This is a genomic window from Flavivirga spongiicola (assembly GCF_030540825.1).
GTDB classification, from domain to species: Bacteria; Bacteroidota; Bacteroidia; order Flavobacteriales; family Flavobacteriaceae; genus Flavivirga; species Flavivirga spongiicola.
The window spans coordinates 4,675,856-4,692,778 of record NZ_JAUOEO010000001.1 but is presented as its reverse complement, the minus strand read 5'-3'; the positions used below and the strand labels follow the sequence as shown (position 1 = coordinate 4,692,778).

Annotated in this window: 12 protein-coding genes; all 12 read left to right on the top strand. The window is 31.5% G+C overall.

All coding sequences use genetic code 11. The features are described 5' to 3' along the window. Positions 1-852 precede the first annotated feature (852 nt). The 12 genes from Q4Q47_RS18600 to Q4Q47_RS18545 all read left to right on the top strand — a co-directional run bounded on the left by Q4Q47_RS18600 (position 853) and on the right by Q4Q47_RS18545 (position 16,823). Positions 853-3,918: a lamin tail domain-containing protein gene (locus tag Q4Q47_RS18600; protein WP_303308145.1), complete on the top strand. Its 3,066-nt coding sequence runs from the start codon at positions 853-855 to the stop codon at positions 3,916-3,918. After that, complete coding sequence (locus Q4Q47_RS18595) at positions 3,918-4,514, top strand: hypothetical protein (protein ID WP_303308144.1); 597 nt, start codon at positions 3,918-3,920, stop codon at positions 4,512-4,514. Before Q4Q47_RS18600 ends, Q4Q47_RS18595 begins: the two co-directional genes overlap by 1 nt. Positions 4,515-4,523: 9 nt before the next feature. Beyond that, on the top strand, positions 4,524-5,513 hold the full coding sequence (locus tag Q4Q47_RS18590) for a hypothetical protein (RefSeq protein WP_303308143.1): 990 nt from the start codon (positions 4,524-4,526) through the stop codon (positions 5,511-5,513). A gap of 178 nt (positions 5,514-5,691) precedes the next feature. After that, the gene (locus Q4Q47_RS18585) at positions 5,692-6,561 is read left to right on the top strand and encodes a substrate-binding periplasmic protein (RefSeq protein ID WP_303308142.1); all 870 of its coding nucleotides are present in this window, start codon (positions 5,692-5,694) and stop codon (positions 6,559-6,561) included. A 5-nt stretch (positions 6,562-6,566) separates the two neighbouring features. Beyond that, on the top strand, positions 6,567-7,244 hold the full coding sequence (locus Q4Q47_RS18580) for an amino acid ABC transporter permease (RefSeq protein ID WP_303308141.1): 678 nt from the start codon (positions 6,567-6,569) through the stop codon (positions 7,242-7,244). 21 nt (positions 7,245-7,265) lie between these two features. Beyond that, positions 7,266-7,982 (top strand): ATP-binding cassette domain-containing protein, encoded by a 717-nt coding sequence (locus Q4Q47_RS18575; RefSeq protein WP_303308140.1) that lies wholly within the window; start codon positions 7,266-7,268, stop codon positions 7,980-7,982. 8 nt (positions 7,983-7,990) lie between these two features. Beyond that, entirely contained in the window at positions 7,991-9,442 is a 1,452-nt protein-coding gene (locus tag Q4Q47_RS18570; protein ID WP_303308139.1) for an aminotransferase class V-fold PLP-dependent enzyme, read from the top strand. Beyond that, complete coding sequence (locus tag Q4Q47_RS18565) at positions 9,439-10,125, top strand: class I SAM-dependent methyltransferase (protein WP_303308138.1); 687 nt, start codon at positions 9,439-9,441, stop codon at positions 10,123-10,125. Before Q4Q47_RS18570 ends, Q4Q47_RS18565 begins: the two co-directional genes overlap by 4 nt. A gap of 12 nt (positions 10,126-10,137) precedes the next feature. Next, on the top strand, positions 10,138-13,677 hold the full coding sequence (locus Q4Q47_RS18560) for a hypothetical protein (RefSeq protein WP_303308137.1): 3,540 nt from the start codon (positions 10,138-10,140) through the stop codon (positions 13,675-13,677). Further along, positions 13,667-14,314, top strand: a complete 648-nt coding sequence (locus Q4Q47_RS18555) for a hypothetical protein (RefSeq protein WP_303308136.1) — start codon at positions 13,667-13,669, stop codon at positions 14,312-14,314. Before Q4Q47_RS18560 ends, Q4Q47_RS18555 begins: the two co-directional genes overlap by 11 nt. A 159-nt stretch (positions 14,315-14,473) precedes the next feature. Further along, positions 14,474-14,809, top strand: coding sequence for a hypothetical protein (locus tag Q4Q47_RS18550; RefSeq protein ID WP_303308135.1), 336 nt, complete (start codon positions 14,474-14,476; stop codon positions 14,807-14,809). Continuing rightward, entirely contained in the window at positions 14,796-16,823 is a 2,028-nt protein-coding gene (locus Q4Q47_RS18545; protein WP_303308134.1) for an aminotransferase class I/II-fold pyridoxal phosphate-dependent enzyme, read from the top strand. Before Q4Q47_RS18550 ends, Q4Q47_RS18545 begins: the two co-directional genes overlap by 14 nt. Positions 16,824-16,923 lie beyond the last annotated feature (100 nt).

Sequence of the window (16,923 nt, the reverse complement as noted above, 5' to 3'; positions counted from 1 at the left end):
GGTGACCTAATTAAGGTTTTAAAAAGGTCACCTAATAGGTCACCAACAGAATGGTTTTTAATACATATTTTGATGTTTTGGGTAAAATAAAAAGTCCCATAAACATTGAGTTTACAGGACTTTCGTCGATTTTGAATAAATCTTGGCGGAGAAAGAGGGATTCACTTCGTGCATCCCTTAGTTGAAATCCTGTACAAGCATGGAAAACCTGAATACGCTGCGCGTATTATGTTTTTTTGTTTTTATACACTTACAAAAGCAAGCTTTCGACGCATATAAAAACAAAAAAACCAGAACTTACGTTCTGGTTTTTCTTTTGCGGAGAAAGAGGCTCCGCTGACCTTTAAATTTTATCAGTGATATCAGGGGCTCCCGATTTTTTAGTTGCCTTAGGGTAACTTATAGGGTAACCGCTTTTTTTAGTATCAAAATGTTTAAATGTAAATATAGTTAATTAGTTTTAAGTCATTTAGAATATACAATTATTATTTCCTTTAATTATTGTGAGTTTTTGTATATATCCAAAATAAGAAATTGATAGAGTTACTCCAAATCTTAAAATAATAATAAAAGTAAGTTTTAAAATTTTTGATATAATACAACTGATTTAAACATAATGTAGTAACAAACTTTCTCCATAATAGTGATAATAAGAGTGAAGTTAATGGGGAGTTAAAAAAAAATGTATATATTTATAAAGTAGTATATTTCTTTAGAAATTGTATTACCTCCCTTTTAAGTTTTTAGTAGTATAAAGATTTCCTTAATATACCCTCTATTGGGTATTTTGAAAAATATAGAGGTCTTTAATTTTATTGTATATAAATAAAAACAACTAAAACCTTATTTAAAATGAAGTCCTTTTTCCTTTTTATTACACTTTTGTTATTAGTTAGTGTATCAAATTCTCAAAACTTTACAGTCAAATTAAATGCTGAAACAGGAGAAGTAATTTCAGGATTACCAACAAGCTTAGCTCCAGAAGACAAACTTGAGTTTCAATTGTATTTTGACCCTTCATACAAATTAAGGGAAATCAAAAAACTCTTAGACCATCATTTTAAAGCCTACAAAAGAATAAACCAACTCATTAAATCCAATGATAAAAGCGTTTTATTATTAAAGGATGAGAAAGGGCTCGTAATAGATTATGTGTTTCTTGATTCGAATGGCTATAAATTAAATGGAAGTCCGGCATCTTATACACGTATAATAGGAAAAGATGGTTTTAATATACATCCAAAAATTAATAGCAAGCTATATTCTTATGATAAACAGATTCTTAATGGTGTAGTTATCTCAGAAATATTATTTGATCCATTACAATCTAAGAATGATACAGACGGTAATGGTAATGTTAATGAATCTGATCAATATATTGAATTCCTTAATCTTGGTTTTGATGAGATAGATATAAAGGATTGGAAAATTTTTATTAATGGAAGTGAAATTTATAAGTTTGATAATTCTACTAAAATTAAATATGGAGAAGTTAAAATTAAATCGAAAGATTTTGAATTCAATAAATATGAGAGAAGTCTATCCGGCTTAGAGATTTGGCTAGAGGATAATGTAGGAAATAAAATTGATGAGGTTTATTTTGATTTTCCTATTCAAGAACCTAAAAAGAAAGATAAACCTCTCACTTGGTCTTATAAAGACGGGAAAGTAATTTTTGAAAGTTATGGTGAACCTGTTAAAACATCTATAAATAATATAATAGAAGATAAATTTCTGAGAGCTTTTGTACCAAACAGTGTAGTCATTAATGAAATATTTATAAACCCCAATACAGATTTAAATAGAGACGGAACAGTAAGTGCTGCAGATCGATTTATAGAAATCACAAATTATTCATACAAAGAAGAGAATATGAACGGCTGGAAGCTCTATAACGGACAAAATCTGTTACATACTTTTTCTAATGTCAATATAAAACCAAATACTCACAAAACTATATTTGGAGGTAATGCCCCTGCAGGATTGATAAATGCATCGGTTAGATCTTCCCAATTTAATTTTAACCAAGGTCTATTTTCTGTACAGAATCTAAAAACAATTCAAACAAAGATTAAAGAACAGGTTAATTGTATAATGAACGACCCTTTATTTGATTTAATAGGTCAACAAAAATTGATTGATTGGAATAGTTATGATAGACAGAGGGATGCTTTGGAATTTCCTGATAAGAATTCTATCACGTCTTACACCAAGAATTTTAATGTACCTGATTATACCACTATGTTTAAAAGAGATTATGAGCTTAAAATAACCTATTTTGACGCTAAAGGTCAAGTTATCAATGAAACATTCCAGAAGTTGAACCCAAAAATTGATTTAAGGACACTGCCTAAAGTTTCAATATCTAATACTAACTCTAATAAATTGATAGCATCATTCCCTTTAATAAGCATAGAAAATAATGGTGCATCAGAAATAGCTTATGAGTTAAGAATGATCAACCCATTTGGTGATTACTTAAATCAATTAGATGACGCAAATGTAAGGTCTGAGTCTTCTAAGTTTCTTTCGAAAAAACCTTTAGATAATATTTTTAAGAAGTATTCTCAAATCAATAAAAGCCAGAAACTATCTGAATATGATAAAGCCATGTTTGAGGCCGCATTAAAACATGAGGTCAAGTTGTACGATCTATCTGTACAATCCAATACCAATTTTAACAAATGGTTTCTTGATTTACTCTGGTTCAATAAGGGAGCGCTAAAAGTCAACCCGTTTAATAATGCCCTATTATCACAAGAATATAAATCTTTGGATGCAGATATTAAATTATTAGAATCTAGAATAGCCAATTCAAAAGATATACATAAGCTCGCCTCAAGGGCTAATGAAAAAAGCTACTTCTATAAAGATCCGGTAGAGTTAAACGGCAAAAAGAAGGCGTTTGCTAGAGTTAAAGGTAAAATAGAAGCCATTAACAGTCTTAAATCAAGAGGTCAGCTGCTCTATAAGGGGAGGCTATTCCTATCACAAGAGAAAAAAAATATAACAGATCTTATGAGGCATCATGATGCCAAGAATAAGTACATTTCATGGTATGAAGCGGATACTAAAGAAGTATCTGAAAACCAAGAACTTCATGTTTTAGTTGAAAATGAAAAAGTGAGTACAGTATTAAATTTAAGCTTAACAGAAACCGCTATTGACAATGAAGAAACAATAACTGGAGGAGATGCGAATAAAGATGGTGCACCAATTGATGGAGGGTCACAGGTAGTTAAAATGGATTTATCAGAAATTTCTAAAAAGAAGACTTTTTATATTGCCGATTTTGCCTATGAAATACCTACTTCTTCTATAGAAGATACTTCTCCCAGTTTACAGACTATAATAGTTCCATATCAACCACCCGTTTTGGCTCCTTCAAATGTCTCATATACTATTAAAAGTGGGCCTAGCGGTAAAGAAAAAGAAGAAGTCAATGCAAAATTCAGAAATAATAAGCTGTATAGGTTGCGATTAAAAGCTGGACTGTTGTACAGTGGTTTAAAGTTGCAGAGCATTGATACCACAGGGACAGCGGATGTAGGTAGGAAAAATGATTTTGGTGTAGATGGAACGTTTGGCTTGCAAATCTATTTTAAACGTACGGATATTAGAAAAATAGGAACAAAGTTTAGAGGGAAACGATCAGTGGCACCTTTTATATATTTAGGTTTTTCTATGAAATCTATAACAGAAAACCTTTATGTGGGTGCTGGTTTAGAACCTTTTAGCGGTGTAAGCTTGATGGGTGGTTTGCATATAGGGGAAAGAGATAAAATTGGTCAACCCGATAAAATAAATGATGCTGTTATTGGTAAAGAATGGGCTACAGGTATATTCGGATCCATTGTTATTGATACCGATGTAATAACCAAGCTCTTTGGGCTATCAACCGCCATTCCAATTGAGTAATGATTGATTTAATTCTACAGGTCACGCACGTTGCAGAGTTTAATCCAACTAAACGCTGGAGACAACTTATTGTGGATAGTTTAAGTCAATTGGGTTTAAACGTTGAAATAAAAATTAAAAAAATTCCAAATGTAAAGCCAAAACTTAAAGATTTTGACTTACATATACTGATGAATAAAACAGATGAATTTAAACAACAAGCCATTTTAGAACAGAAATGGTATATTAATCTGCTTATTGTTCACTCAAATCGGGATGGAGATTATGGATCTATGTTTTCTAATTTTGGTAACAGAAAAAGACAAGGGTGTGCTGTATTTCTAAATGCCATTAAGGCTAATTTTAATGCAACCAAAATGCAGGCTGTTTGTGCGAGAACCTCTATTCACGAAATTGGTCATATTTTTAATTTTTGCCATCCCAGTAACCCAGACTCTGACAATTCTGTTATGATTGGGACAGAAATGGCTAAACATAAAGATAATTGGCTAGAAACCAGTAGTTTTCATTTTAACAGGTTTGATAAGGCTACATTCCTTAGAACAAAATTTAGTATTAGTATACCAGGAAAAAATATTCCATTTCATTGTGCTTAAAAGAACATTATGTATTTAGAAAAAAAAGACTACGCGGATCAAATGTCGTTAAAAGAAAGAGAAGAGCTGGAATATGGTTTCGAGCTTATTGATATAGGCAAGAAAATCAAGAATCCCGCCAAGGAGATGGATGAATTGAAGGTTATGATAAAAAAAATTGGTTTTACTGATGCCAATAAGTTAGGGAAAGATAGCATTGCAAGTTTAAGGGAATATATCAGGATTTATCATTTAAATATTGAATGGTATATTAATAAAATAAGAAAAGTAACTAGGAAGAAAAATATATTATATACTGTTGGTATCGTTTTGATTATACTAATACCTATTTCAATTTTCGCATTAACAAAGGTTGAATCTATTAAGGGTACAGCCGCGTCCTCTTCAGGCGCTATTATAACTATGTTTTTAACTATTATTTTAGGTCTATATAAAGTAACATCTCAATGGTTTGGTGCCAAGAAATTTGAAGGATTATTTTGGGAGGCATCAGCTAAATTAAAAAATAGACTTTATGCTCTAGAGGATACCTGGATAGATAAATTAAATAGATCAAATACTAATGAATTTTTTATAGCATTAGAAAAAGAAATATCAGAAGGAAGAAAAATAGTGCAGGAAGAAACACAATCATATTTTGATAATTTCACGACGTCTATAATAGATGTATCAGGTACTCTTCTTGCTGCTAGGAACAATGCTTCAACTTTATTTCAATCATTCCAGTCACCTAAATTTAAAGAAAAACTTGAAAAAGAAAGTAGAAGTCTGAAAAATGAGCTCAAATCTGAGGATAATGCTCGTGAAGTAAAATTTCTAGAAAGAAAGCAGGAATTGATAATCTCAAGAATTCAGGATATAAGCGAAAAGCTAGATGGAGCTAATGACGATGCAGAAATTAAAAAAATCATTGCATTAAAAGAAATTTTAGAGAGTGAATTAGAAGCATCTGTTCATCAAATTTTATTAAAAAAAGCTGAAAGCGTCTTGTATGAATAAAGCTGAAAATTTATTGAGGAGAAATATATGTGTTGCTAATTAATAAGTTAATCTTGATTCTTCAACTTAGATTTAAAAATTTGCCTTTACCCTAATATAGATTTCATCAAAAAATAATTTACTAACTAATGCTAACCGATACCAAAACTAGAAGTATTAACTTAAAATATTTAGAACAATGAATAGATATGCAAAATTTGTATTTGGATTAACATTGTCTTTAGGATTTATCTTTGTTGGTTGTAATAATAGTAAAGATAAAGTATCAAGCAATAAATCAACTAACACATTCGGTAGAATTATTGAAAAAAACGAAATTAACGTTGGTTATTTCATTTTTGAACCTACTATTATGACAAATCCTGATACCGGAAAATTAGAGGGTGTTTTTATTGATATGTTTGAAGAAATTACAAAGTCAATAAATCCAACTATTAAGATTAATTACCTGCCTACAACATTAGCAACATTTCATACAGAGTTAAACTCTAAAAAATTTGATATATGTATAGGAGCTACTTTTGCAACACCAAAAAGGTCGGCAGTTGTGACTTTTTCTCATCCATTGTTTTATTGTGGATATACAGGAATTACAAAAAAAGAAAATGCTGAAAATTATGACTCTTGGGAAAGAGTAGACAATCCTGATGTTAAGGTAGCTGTATTACAAGGAAGCGCAATATCTGATTTAGTGAGAGTAGAATTTGAAAATCAAAAAAATATTGTCTCATATAGTGGATCTGATTTGACATTGCCCTTAGCAGCTGTTGGTTCAGATCAGGCAGATATTGGATTGATGAATCAGATTACGGTATTTACATATCTCAGGGAGCATCCCCAATTAGTAGAGGTTTTAGGTAATGACCCATTAGCAACGACATATTTTTCATGGTCCGTTAGACAAGATGACTTAGTCTGGTTGAATTTTATCAATACGAGTATTGACTATATGATCAATTCAGGAAAGATGTACAGGTTTGAAAAGGAATATGGAGTGCCTCTAATGCACGATAAAAAAGAATATTTTTTTCCATTAACGGATAAGTAAAGGAGATGTATAAATGGAATTGGGATTGGGTCATTGAGTATAAGGAACAGCTTATAGAGGCTGCTTATGTCACTATTAAACTTAATATTTATATAATCCTTATTGGGTCAGTAATTGGATTGCTTTTAGGATTGTTGAAGAGAGTTAATTTCTTTCCTATTCGAATTATAACAATTGGATTTATTGATATCATAAGAACACTACCTGCACTAGTGCTTTTAATATGGTTTTATTTTTGTGTTCCTATTTTTTTTCAGATAAGCATAGATGCCTTTACAACTACTGTTATAGTACTTTCTTTGAACTTGGCAGTATTTATTGCTGAAATTGTAGATGCAGGAATTGAATCTGTTCCTGAACTCCATAAAGACTATGGGGAATTACTAGGCTTTTCTAAAAGGAATAATCTTAGATATATTGTTTTACCAATTGCCTTAAGAAATATGACTCCTCCAATAGTTGGTCAATATATTAATAGTATTAAGCTTTCAGTTTTAGCGTCGTTTATTGCAGTTCCAGAATTACTGAGTGTTACACAAGACATCATAAGTCAAACCTATAGACCTCTAGAGTTTTACACAGTATTAGCAATTGTTTTTCTCGTGATTTTATTACCTGGGACGCTTTTGTCAAAACGTTATGAGCTAAAGGCAATGATGAAGAAATCTAATAAGGGGTATTAATTAATTTATCAATTCTAAATTGTGAGTGGAGATATAGATAGGATAATCGTAAATAATCTTGAAAAAAGATATTTTCCTGAAAAAGGTATTGGACCAGTTACTATAACTTTAGAAGTGAATAAAATCTATTCAATTATTGGACCCAACGCCTCTGGTAAAACGACATTGATCAGAAGTCTATGCAAGCTTGAAGAACTAGATAAAGGTGATATTCAATATGTTTTCAAGAGTTTAGAAGAGCAAAGACTACTTTATTCTGCCGTTTTTCAACAAGCGGAACCTTGGCCTCATCTTAATGTATACAATAATATAGCCCTGCCTTTAATGAAGTCCTTTGGTTTGTCCAAAAAGGAAGTTAAAAGCAAAGTAGATTATGAGATTGAGCGGTTTGCTTTAAAAGATCATTATAAGTCTCTACCTCATCAACTGTCTGGCGGATTGAGGCAGAGAGTAGTTCAAGCAAGAACATTTGCTATGAGGCCTAAATTTTTATTTCTCGATGAACCAACCTCAGCTCTAGACCCCGAATGGACGGACTATTTTGGAAAGCTTATAAAAAATTATGCTAATGAAGGTAATATGGTTCTAATAATTGCCCATCAGATGAACTTCCTAAAGAAAATATCTGATTACACTTTTTTCTTGGATAAGGGGCTTTTCTTGGAAAAAGGTACTCCTATTGAAATATTTAATAACCCCAAGAATGAAAGATTAATTCATTTTTTAACTAATTCATGATTTGCTAAATGAAAAACTTGTTCAACCATAAATATTTTTTTTACGATGTTAACTTACCATGTGGAGAGCAGAGAAGGTATGTTAACTTGGATAATGCAGCGACAACACCGCCATTTGCTTCTGTTGAAAATGGTGTGCTAAATGATTTAATTGAATATGGAAGTGTCCATAGAGGCGCTGGTAAAAAATCAAAAATTTCGACTAACAAATATGAAGAAGCTAGAGATACAGTAAAAAAGTTTGTAAATGCAAGACAGGATGATTATGCTGTTTTTGTTCCCAATACGACATCAGGAATTAATGTTGTTGCTTATATGTTTTCTCAAATAAAAGGAAAGATATTAGTTTCTGATATTGAGCATTCCTCTAGTTTAATTCCGTGGATGTTCCATGAAGGAAGGCATCAAAACAAAGAACAAGTATCCTTGGAAGACGCATTAAAAAACAATACGGAAACTTATAATGATACTATTTTAACTAAGGGAAGGGAAAAGGTTATAGTCCATAAGACCAAAGAGGATTTTTCATTTAATCTAAAAGATATTGAAAGCGTATTCAAAGAAAACTCGTCGAAATTACCTGATGACCGAATAAAGCTCTTAGTAGTTACAGGTAAATCGAATGTAACAGGATATAGAGCACCAATTAAACAAATGAGTAAGATTGCACATATGTATGGCGCTATGGTTTTGTTAGATGCTTGTCAATTATTACAACATGAAAAACTTGATGTAAGAGAAGAAGATGTGGATTTTGCTTTGTTTTCAGGGCATAAAATGTATGCTCCGTTTGGATCTGGAGCTATAGTGGGTAACAAGAAAATATTTGATGCATTTTGGCCATACCAAATAGGCGGTGGAAACTTTCCTTATATATCGGCTAGTGGTGAAATAGTAAGAGTGAAAAATGAACAAGCGCATGAATCTGGTACTCCCAACTATGTCGGAGCAAGAGCATTACATTTTTCCATCAAGCAGTTATTAAATATTGGTTTTTCAAAAATCAAAACTCACGAATTAAACTTGGTAAATAGGGCATACATAGGATTAAAATCCATAAAAGGATTAATACTATATGTTAATGAAAATAAGGATGGATTATTGAATACAAGTTTGTTGATTTTTAACCTGAAAAAATTTCCTTGTCGATTATTGGCAGAGATTTTAAATGATGAATATGGAATAGGAACACGTGCAGGATCATATTGTGTCTACGAATTCTCGAGACGAATTATGAATGTAAAATCAGATGAAAAAATTCTTGAACAAGCAAAATTTGGAAATATGTCTTTAATTCCAGGTTCGGTGAGGGTGAGTTTTGGCTTGGAGAATGAAGAAGAAGATGTAAGTTATTTAGTAAATGCTATAAGGACAGTTTCAGGAAATGGAGTTGATTATTATTTAACTAAGTATTCTCAATTATTCAATAGTGGAGAATTTGTAAAGAATGCAACAGCATGACAAATATAAAACCAGAAGATTTAAATTATCATTATTATTCTACAGAACAATACGATAGGGATATAGTAAGTACAATTCCAGGCTATAAAGTACTGCATAATGAAATTGCTCGTATTGCTAAAAACTTACCTCCTAATCCAAGAATATTAGAACTTGGCGTTGGAACTGGTAATACTACGCTTGCTATTGCCCAAAATACTAAGAACCCGAATTTTACACTTGTTGACTTTTCTGAAAAAATGCTGAATGGTGCTAAACATAAATTAGACAAGCTTAATTGTAAATATCTTTTGGAAGATTATTCAGCCATTGAACTTCCTCAAAAACATGATGCAGTTATATGTGTTATCGGATTTCATCATCAAGAGAGTGACAAAAACAAAAAAACCATGATTCTTAAAATATATAATTCATTAAAAAGAGGTGGACTCTTTATTTTGGGTGATTTAATGACTTATGATAATAAAGAATTCGCTGCCATTAATGAGGCTAAGCATTATCATTTTTTAGTAGAAAATGCGGAAGGTGAAGAGATGCTCAAAGAATGGGCTTATCATCATAAGTATCTTAATAGTTTGGCTTCAAAGGAATCACATATCAAATGGATGAATGACGTAGGGTTTAGTACCGAAGTAATTTTTGAAAAATTCAATACAGTCCTCATATTAGGAAAAAAGATTTAATGAGAGTTTAAGATGAACAACGACGTTTCAACAAAGACCATACAAGATATCATATATGACATTCATAAAAGGAAGAGTATGTACTTATTTGGATATGATGCTGATGACAATGAGTTTCATTATATGGATGAAGATTGTGTTGAGTGCATAAAAAAGAATGCTAAAGAATGTCCTTTCAATCACAGAGATGATTCATCTGAATCAGTTAAAAATCCTATGCGCTCCGTAAGATGTTATATGAAATATAACAAAGATTTTTTAAAATATCTAAAGCAGAATGACTTTGTAATTGCAGCCCCATTGTTTAGAGTACAAAACTTAGAAAATGAAACTATTTCTTATGAGGATGACTATTGGTATCCTTTTAGGTCAGGTAGTGCTTATCTAGATTTAGAATCTATGACCGAAGATTTCGAAGAAACCATAGATTTATCGGAAGATATATCTTTAAACGAACTTCGATGGGAAATAACCAAGCAAAGGGACGGTGTTAAAACCGAAGCCGAAATCCCCTTTAGTATTTTTAAAAAAGTCGAAAAAACTAAGTATAGTGCGGATGAAAAAGCGAAGTACATAGACGTTTGTGAAGGTCATGCTTCATTTATGATGACCTACTTCGTTATCTCGAGGAGATTTCGAGCTCTAGAAAATCAATCGAATAAAGAAAACAAGTTTTATGGAAAATTAAAATGGTGTATTTCAGACGCAAATGATCCACTTAAAGATTATCTGAAAAAAACCAAACATAACAGATTGAACCTGATACACAAAGGCAAAAAAGTGTATCGAGAATCAACTTGGAAGGAAGATTTAAAATTTTTGGGATTTGTAGATGATGAAAATAAAACAACCGATAAACTCAAATTATTTTACACTTGGTTATATAATAATCGAGATGAAGAAACAAATAATGTGATGATTCCATATAAGGAAGAGTTTAAAAATGTTGTAACACTTAGTTTGGAGGAACCAAGAATAACAATAGATCAGAGCAAGATTGCTCAAATCAACTACTCTAAAAAAGTTAAGGGAGATTTTACTCTTGATCCATCAATTCACTTAATAGTAAGAGCATTTTGGGAAACTCCAGTGCGATGGTTTTTTATTCCAATGACTCCAAAAATAGATGGGCGGAATATTATATCAATAAGCGGATTAATCCTTATGATAAAGGATGAAGTAGATACAGATATATATATGAGGTCGAAATGTACTGAGAATATCAATCAAAAAGTTAAGAATCTACTTCCCATACTTACATCAATTTACGCCATTGAAAAGCAAAGCTTGGAAGACTCTATTAATAAAAAAAGAATAAACTTGTCTAAAAAACAAAAGAGAGCGTCATTCCATAATGCAATAGCTAAAGTGTTTCTCAGAACTCTGTCTCATAATATTGGGTCTCATGTGTTAAGTAGAATGGTTACAACCAAAGATTTAAACATGCTTTCATTACTATTAAATAGCGAAAATTATCTTGATGCTCCTCAAAATGAGCAGTATAGAGGAGTTGGACTTAAAGATGAAGATCATTCATTAACAATTTTTGAAGAAGTAAGAAAGGCCTTAAGTAAGGGTAGAGAGGAAAGTAATGTTCTATGGGTTCTTTATAGAAAATATCTAAGTACTTTTAATTCTTACGTGCAAACACGTATGGAGTTTCTTGCAGATATTGTAACAGGGCCACCACTACTTCAAGTTTCAAAATTTTTTATTGAAGAAGTAATCAAGCCTTTCGATAAGAATAAATACTTATTAAACAGAATAAGTGGTTTAAGTAAAGATTTTAAATTCAAGTTCAAGATTGAGTTGCCCGATGGGGTTGAAGATTTGAGAGTTTCAATTTCCAATGATCTACTTGGGCAGCATGCCCTATATATCATACTTGAGAATATAATCCGTAACACTGCTAAACATAGTCCTCCTAGTGAAACTGATGATGTATGCTTCACTATCAAAGTCGAGGAATCACATTTAGATAAATCGTTCTATAAAGTGATTGTTTTTGACAATGTAGAAAGAAAAGATAAACCAGTTAGATATTCCCTTGACACTTTTAAGAAAAACTATAAAGATGAAAAAAATGAAAAGGTAAAAAAAATATTAAAGTGGTTTAAAACCTATAGTGAAAAGAATCAAAACGAAAAACTGATAATTACTGAAACACAGAAAATTGCTCTTGAATTAAACGCTTTAATCGATAGTGATATCATTGATAAAGATAATTTTGAACTCCGGGAAGAAGGTATGGGAATGATTGAGATGTTAGTATGTGCAGCCTACTTAAGACGGATTCCATCTCATAAGGTTCAGGATGACAAATACCGACTAATTTTTGACAATTACAGAATTGAAGAATTCAATAAACAAGTACGTAAAGGAGAAAATTCTCTAAAAATTTTCCGAGCAATTGCTTATAAGAAAAAACACCTTGGGTTTCAATTTTACCTACCTAAGCCTAAGGACATTTTTATCATAGACAAAAAAGAAGAATTCATTAATACTTTAGACTTAGAAGAGTCAAAAAGGAAAGGTATATGGATAGAGCCTTCTGTAAAACAAGATGATGCTATTTTACATGATATCTGTCTTATAAACGATACGTTTCAAGATTACAAAAGCAGTATGAACTTACCAGTTCGAAGGATTTCATGGAATACAGTTGGAAAATATCATTTTGCGAATAAAAATAACAGGCGAAAACTGTACAATGAAAGTTTAATTCTAAAGGTTTGGAGCGCATATGTTTCAAGATTGTTTGAGAAAAAAGGATTGATTTCCGGGAACAGTCCAGATAGATTATTGATTGAAAAAGCTTACCGCAAGTATGCATATTCTTTTGATGATCATGGTAAAGAATTTAGAGGAATAAACTTCTCAAAACATCATCATATTTATGGTTCACAAAATAATAGGATTGTTCACCGTATAAAGAAAAATTTTGATTTCAAGAATGATAATTCAGTTGAAAGTGAAATCTTAATTTATAAAGTTTTAACTGCATCAGTTACTAATGTGTTGATATTAGATGAACGAATTCAAAAACAATCAGAATCCAAAATATCCTTATCAAATAATGATGATTTTGGATCTATTACTTATCACGAATTCTGGAACATGATAAACGTATATATTCCGCAGGAAGAAGAAATTGATTTAAACCAGAAAAACTATGATACTAATTATACCAAGAAAATTATTAAAATTATACAAAAACAGTTTTATGAACATGAAGAGCGTGTATGCAAAGGAATCGATTTTATAGTAATACATCTAGGTGTAATTGAAAAAATATTGATAGCAGATCATAGATCTTCCAAAAAGAAACAAGAGGAAGTTTTAGATAAAGTGGAAGAGATCAAAAAAGAATTTGATGATGTGGAAATAGTAATTACTTCAGGTAGAGGTCAACCTGCTAATTTACCAAATAATATCCCTTTTGTAAGTTATTCTATGCTATCTCAATACTTAATTAAAAAAAGATTTAAACTGTATTTAAGCGAATTATTATACGCTGCAAAGCCAATTAACAAGAATAAAAATGGAAGATAATAGAGTCGTGGTTTTCTTTACTACCGAAGAAAAAATTAAAGATATATTTCTAACTGATGATGTTGTTGTTGAGTTTGACGAGTTAAACAAAGTAAAATATGAAATAGAAGGGTGCAATAATAGCTTTGTTTTTATACTTCATGATGACACAAAAGTAGAATTGACAGATATTGTCACAAATGCTAAAGGTTTTTATGTGTTCCATAGTAAGACAAATCCTGATCTGCAAGAGCTTATGGATAAAAATAGCTTCCTTGGTTTTTTAGATCATAACGTGGATAAAGATGATTCACTAGCAAAAGGATACTATTTATGGTTGCTTGATGTTGGAGAATATACCCTAAGAGAACAGAAGAAGATTAGCAAAGAGTTATTTGAAAAACTATGGAGTCTATTTGAAGCTACCTCTGAGTTAAAAGAAATACTAGATCTGCTTCATACTATCTACAGTGGTAGGCCTATTACCAATGGTTTTGTTAATAAATATGGTGAAAGACTTAATACGATTTCAAAAAAAAACATACATGAGGGCACAAAAAAATTCATAAATGATGTACAACAAGAGAATTATAAATACGATGACAGCCAGCAACACTTGCTTTCTTCCCTAAGAGATGTGCTGTTGTCAGACATTTAGTTAAGCAACTTCGATTTTATGATAACCAATCCAGATTATTTTTTTGGGAGAACCGATGTCTTAAGTGGACTAGTTCGGTCCTTCCCAAATTTAAAACAGATAACAAAAATTTCTGAATTTTTAAAGGCTCAACATGAACCCTGCAAAATAATATTACATATGGGAGATTCTAAGGCTTCTATTGACAGAACTGTTTATGAAATGCTCCTTTTAAGATTTGGGGGGGCTTCATACCATGAGATAATATTTACTTCATTTTTAGATTTATACTTTTATAAAGTAGAAACTTTTGGTTTACATGATATTAGTTTTTTGTACTTGCCAGATATTCAGATAATGCACTCTAAAGGTTGTTTTGAAATTACTAACTATTATAAACTCCTTAAAAAGGATAGAATTACGGAACAATTTGAACACGACATTCAAAATGAAAAGTATAATCATTCTATCATCGCCAAGATAGAGAAAAACATTACTAACTATGCGGCAAAATAAGACCATACAGCTATTTGTTCTTGATGACGACGTATCATCAAAACTAGAAACTAATTTAAAAGAAGCCTTAAGTTCAATTCAATTAGAGGAACTAAAAAATCTTGAAATTGAGGTTCTTGGGTTTGCAACTTCGGAGGAATTGATTTCAGCTCTTGAATCCAAAAAATGGCGTAACGTTAAAGCTATTCTCATAGATTGGGAATTACGTCAGCCAGAAAATGAAGCCGAATGGCAAGATGTATTCGGTGCCGACTTAGTAGATATAATCATCACTAAAAACCCTTCAATAAAAATATTTGGGATATCTGCTCATGACCCTCAGTCATCACGAAATAGGAATAATCTTAACTTTAAAAGATTTAGAAAGCATCCTAACGTTAAGGACGACTTTATCTGGAAGGACAAGATACTTAAAGGCGGAAGAGACGCAACTTCCGTTTTAACTAGAATATTCAGAGATATGCTTAGCGATATTGAGACTCCTTTTTTTGATAAGTTTGAGAAATATGTAAAAAGATCTAGCAATAGTTGGCATGTACCAGGTCATAATCGTGGTGAAGCTTTGAAAAATTCTGTATATGCAAAACATTTCTATGACTTTTTTGGAGAAAGAACGTTCACAGCTGATCATGATATTCCTAAGACATTTGGATCAATTTTTGCCAAAGGTTCTGCTAAGAATATTATTGGTGTGACACAACGTAAGGTAGCAAATACATTTGATACAGGACAAACATTTTTTGTGACTAATGGTAACTCGTCTGCTAATAATATCATTCTAATGTCATTGTTAAAACCTGATGATCCTGTATTGGTGTCTAGAAGTTGTCATAAATCAATCCATTACGCTATGATTATGTCTGGAGCGTCTCCGACTTATGTGAAATCACTTTATTCTCAGAAATATGAAATCATGGCACCTCCTTCAATTTCTGATATTGAAGCTGAATTTAAAGAAAAAAATAAAGGCTATTATAAACTATTAGTTGTAACGGGATGTAGTTATGAGGGCTTTGTAATGGATATTAAAAGGTTAAAAAAGTTGTGTGACGAATATGAGACTGAGCTTTTTGTAGATGAAGCATGGTATGGGTATTCCAATTTTCATCCTCTTTTTCAACCCACTAGTGCAACAAGAAATGGAGTTCAATATGTGACACAAAGTGCTCATAAGATGTTATCGGCGCTTAGGCAGTCGGCATTTATTCATGTCAATGCTAATGCAAGCTTAGATATGGCTTTTTTTAAGGACATATACAATACATTTACTAGCACGTCACCGCAGTACCAATTAATTGCTTCAATGGATGTCGCAGCTATGCAAATGAGAATGGAAGGCTTTGAATTAATTAGTCAAGCCTTAGAGAGAGCAGAAATGTTTAGAGAAGACTTTCATGACCAATCTTTTGAGAAAATTAGAATTGTCGGTGAGATGGATTTAAAACAAGAATTCCGTTCGATAGGTTATGATATGGAGGGCGAAGGAATATTTCTCGACCCTCTTAAGATATCCTTTGATATTTCTGAATTGGAAATTAATGCTAAAGATGCGTTTGACTATATAAGAAAAAATGCTCAGGTAGATTTAATAAAACACACTAAAAACTGCATACAAATTCTTTTTACAATTGGTACAGCGTTCGATAGAAATAAAGCGGCGACACTTATTACCACTCTATATAGTCTAGAACAAGACTGTATCGCAGGTAAATTACCGAAAGTACCCATTGAAAAGAGGAAAGAAACCATGGTTCCAAAGATTAATAATCTAGGCTATAAAGATAAATCGCCAAGAGAGTTTTTTTACGGTAAAAGAACGGCAAAAAAAATCAACGAGGCTTCAGGTTTAACAAGTGCCACACTTGTAACACCTTATCCTCCCGGTATTCCATTAATACTTCCAGGTGAAACAATTTCCGACAAACATGTTGAATACCTGTTAGAAGTCATAGATTTGGGGCACATATCAATTCATGGATTAGAGAACAATAAGATTTATGTTGTGGATGAGTAGAAAAAAATTATATTAGGTATCTGAAAATGAAATGTTTGTGATATTTTTGGTTGACTTGGTATTCTCAAAATAAATTCTGTATTTGTTAATGAACAGATAG

Excerpts from the sequence above, each read along its gene's own strand:
- Q4Q47_RS18545 (WP_303308134.1), top strand. The coding sequence starts at position 14,796 with ATGCGGCAAAATAAGACCATACAGCTATTTGTTCTTGATGACGACGTA.
- Q4Q47_RS18585 (WP_303308142.1), top strand. The coding sequence starts at position 5,692 with ATGAATAGATATGCAAAATTTGTATTTGGATTAACATTGTCTTTAGGA.
- Q4Q47_RS18555 (WP_303308136.1), top strand. The coding sequence starts at position 13,667 with ATGGAAGATAATAGAGTCGTGGTTTTCTTTACTACCGAAGAAAAAATT.
- Q4Q47_RS18550 (WP_303308135.1), top strand. The coding sequence starts at position 14,474 with ATGGGAGATTCTAAGGCTTCTATTGACAGAACTGTTTATGAAATGCTC.
- Q4Q47_RS18565 (WP_303308138.1), top strand. The coding sequence starts at position 9,439 with ATGACAAATATAAAACCAGAAGATTTAAATTATCATTATTATTCTACA.
- Q4Q47_RS18590 (WP_303308143.1), top strand. The coding sequence starts at position 4,524 with ATGTATTTAGAAAAAAAAGACTACGCGGATCAAATGTCGTTAAAAGAA.
- Q4Q47_RS18560 (WP_303308137.1), top strand. The coding sequence starts at position 10,138 with ATGAACAACGACGTTTCAACAAAGACCATACAAGATATCATATATGAC.
- Q4Q47_RS18570 (WP_303308139.1), top strand. The coding sequence starts at position 7,991 with ATGAAAAACTTGTTCAACCATAAATATTTTTTTTACGATGTTAACTTA.
- Q4Q47_RS18580 (WP_303308141.1), top strand. The coding sequence starts at position 6,567 with ATGTATAAATGGAATTGGGATTGGGTCATTGAGTATAAGGAACAGCTT.
- Q4Q47_RS18595 (WP_303308144.1), top strand. The coding sequence starts at position 3,918 with ATGATTGATTTAATTCTACAGGTCACGCACGTTGCAGAGTTTAATCCA.
- Q4Q47_RS18600 (WP_303308145.1), top strand. The coding sequence starts at position 853 with ATGAAGTCCTTTTTCCTTTTTATTACACTTTTGTTATTAGTTAGTGTA.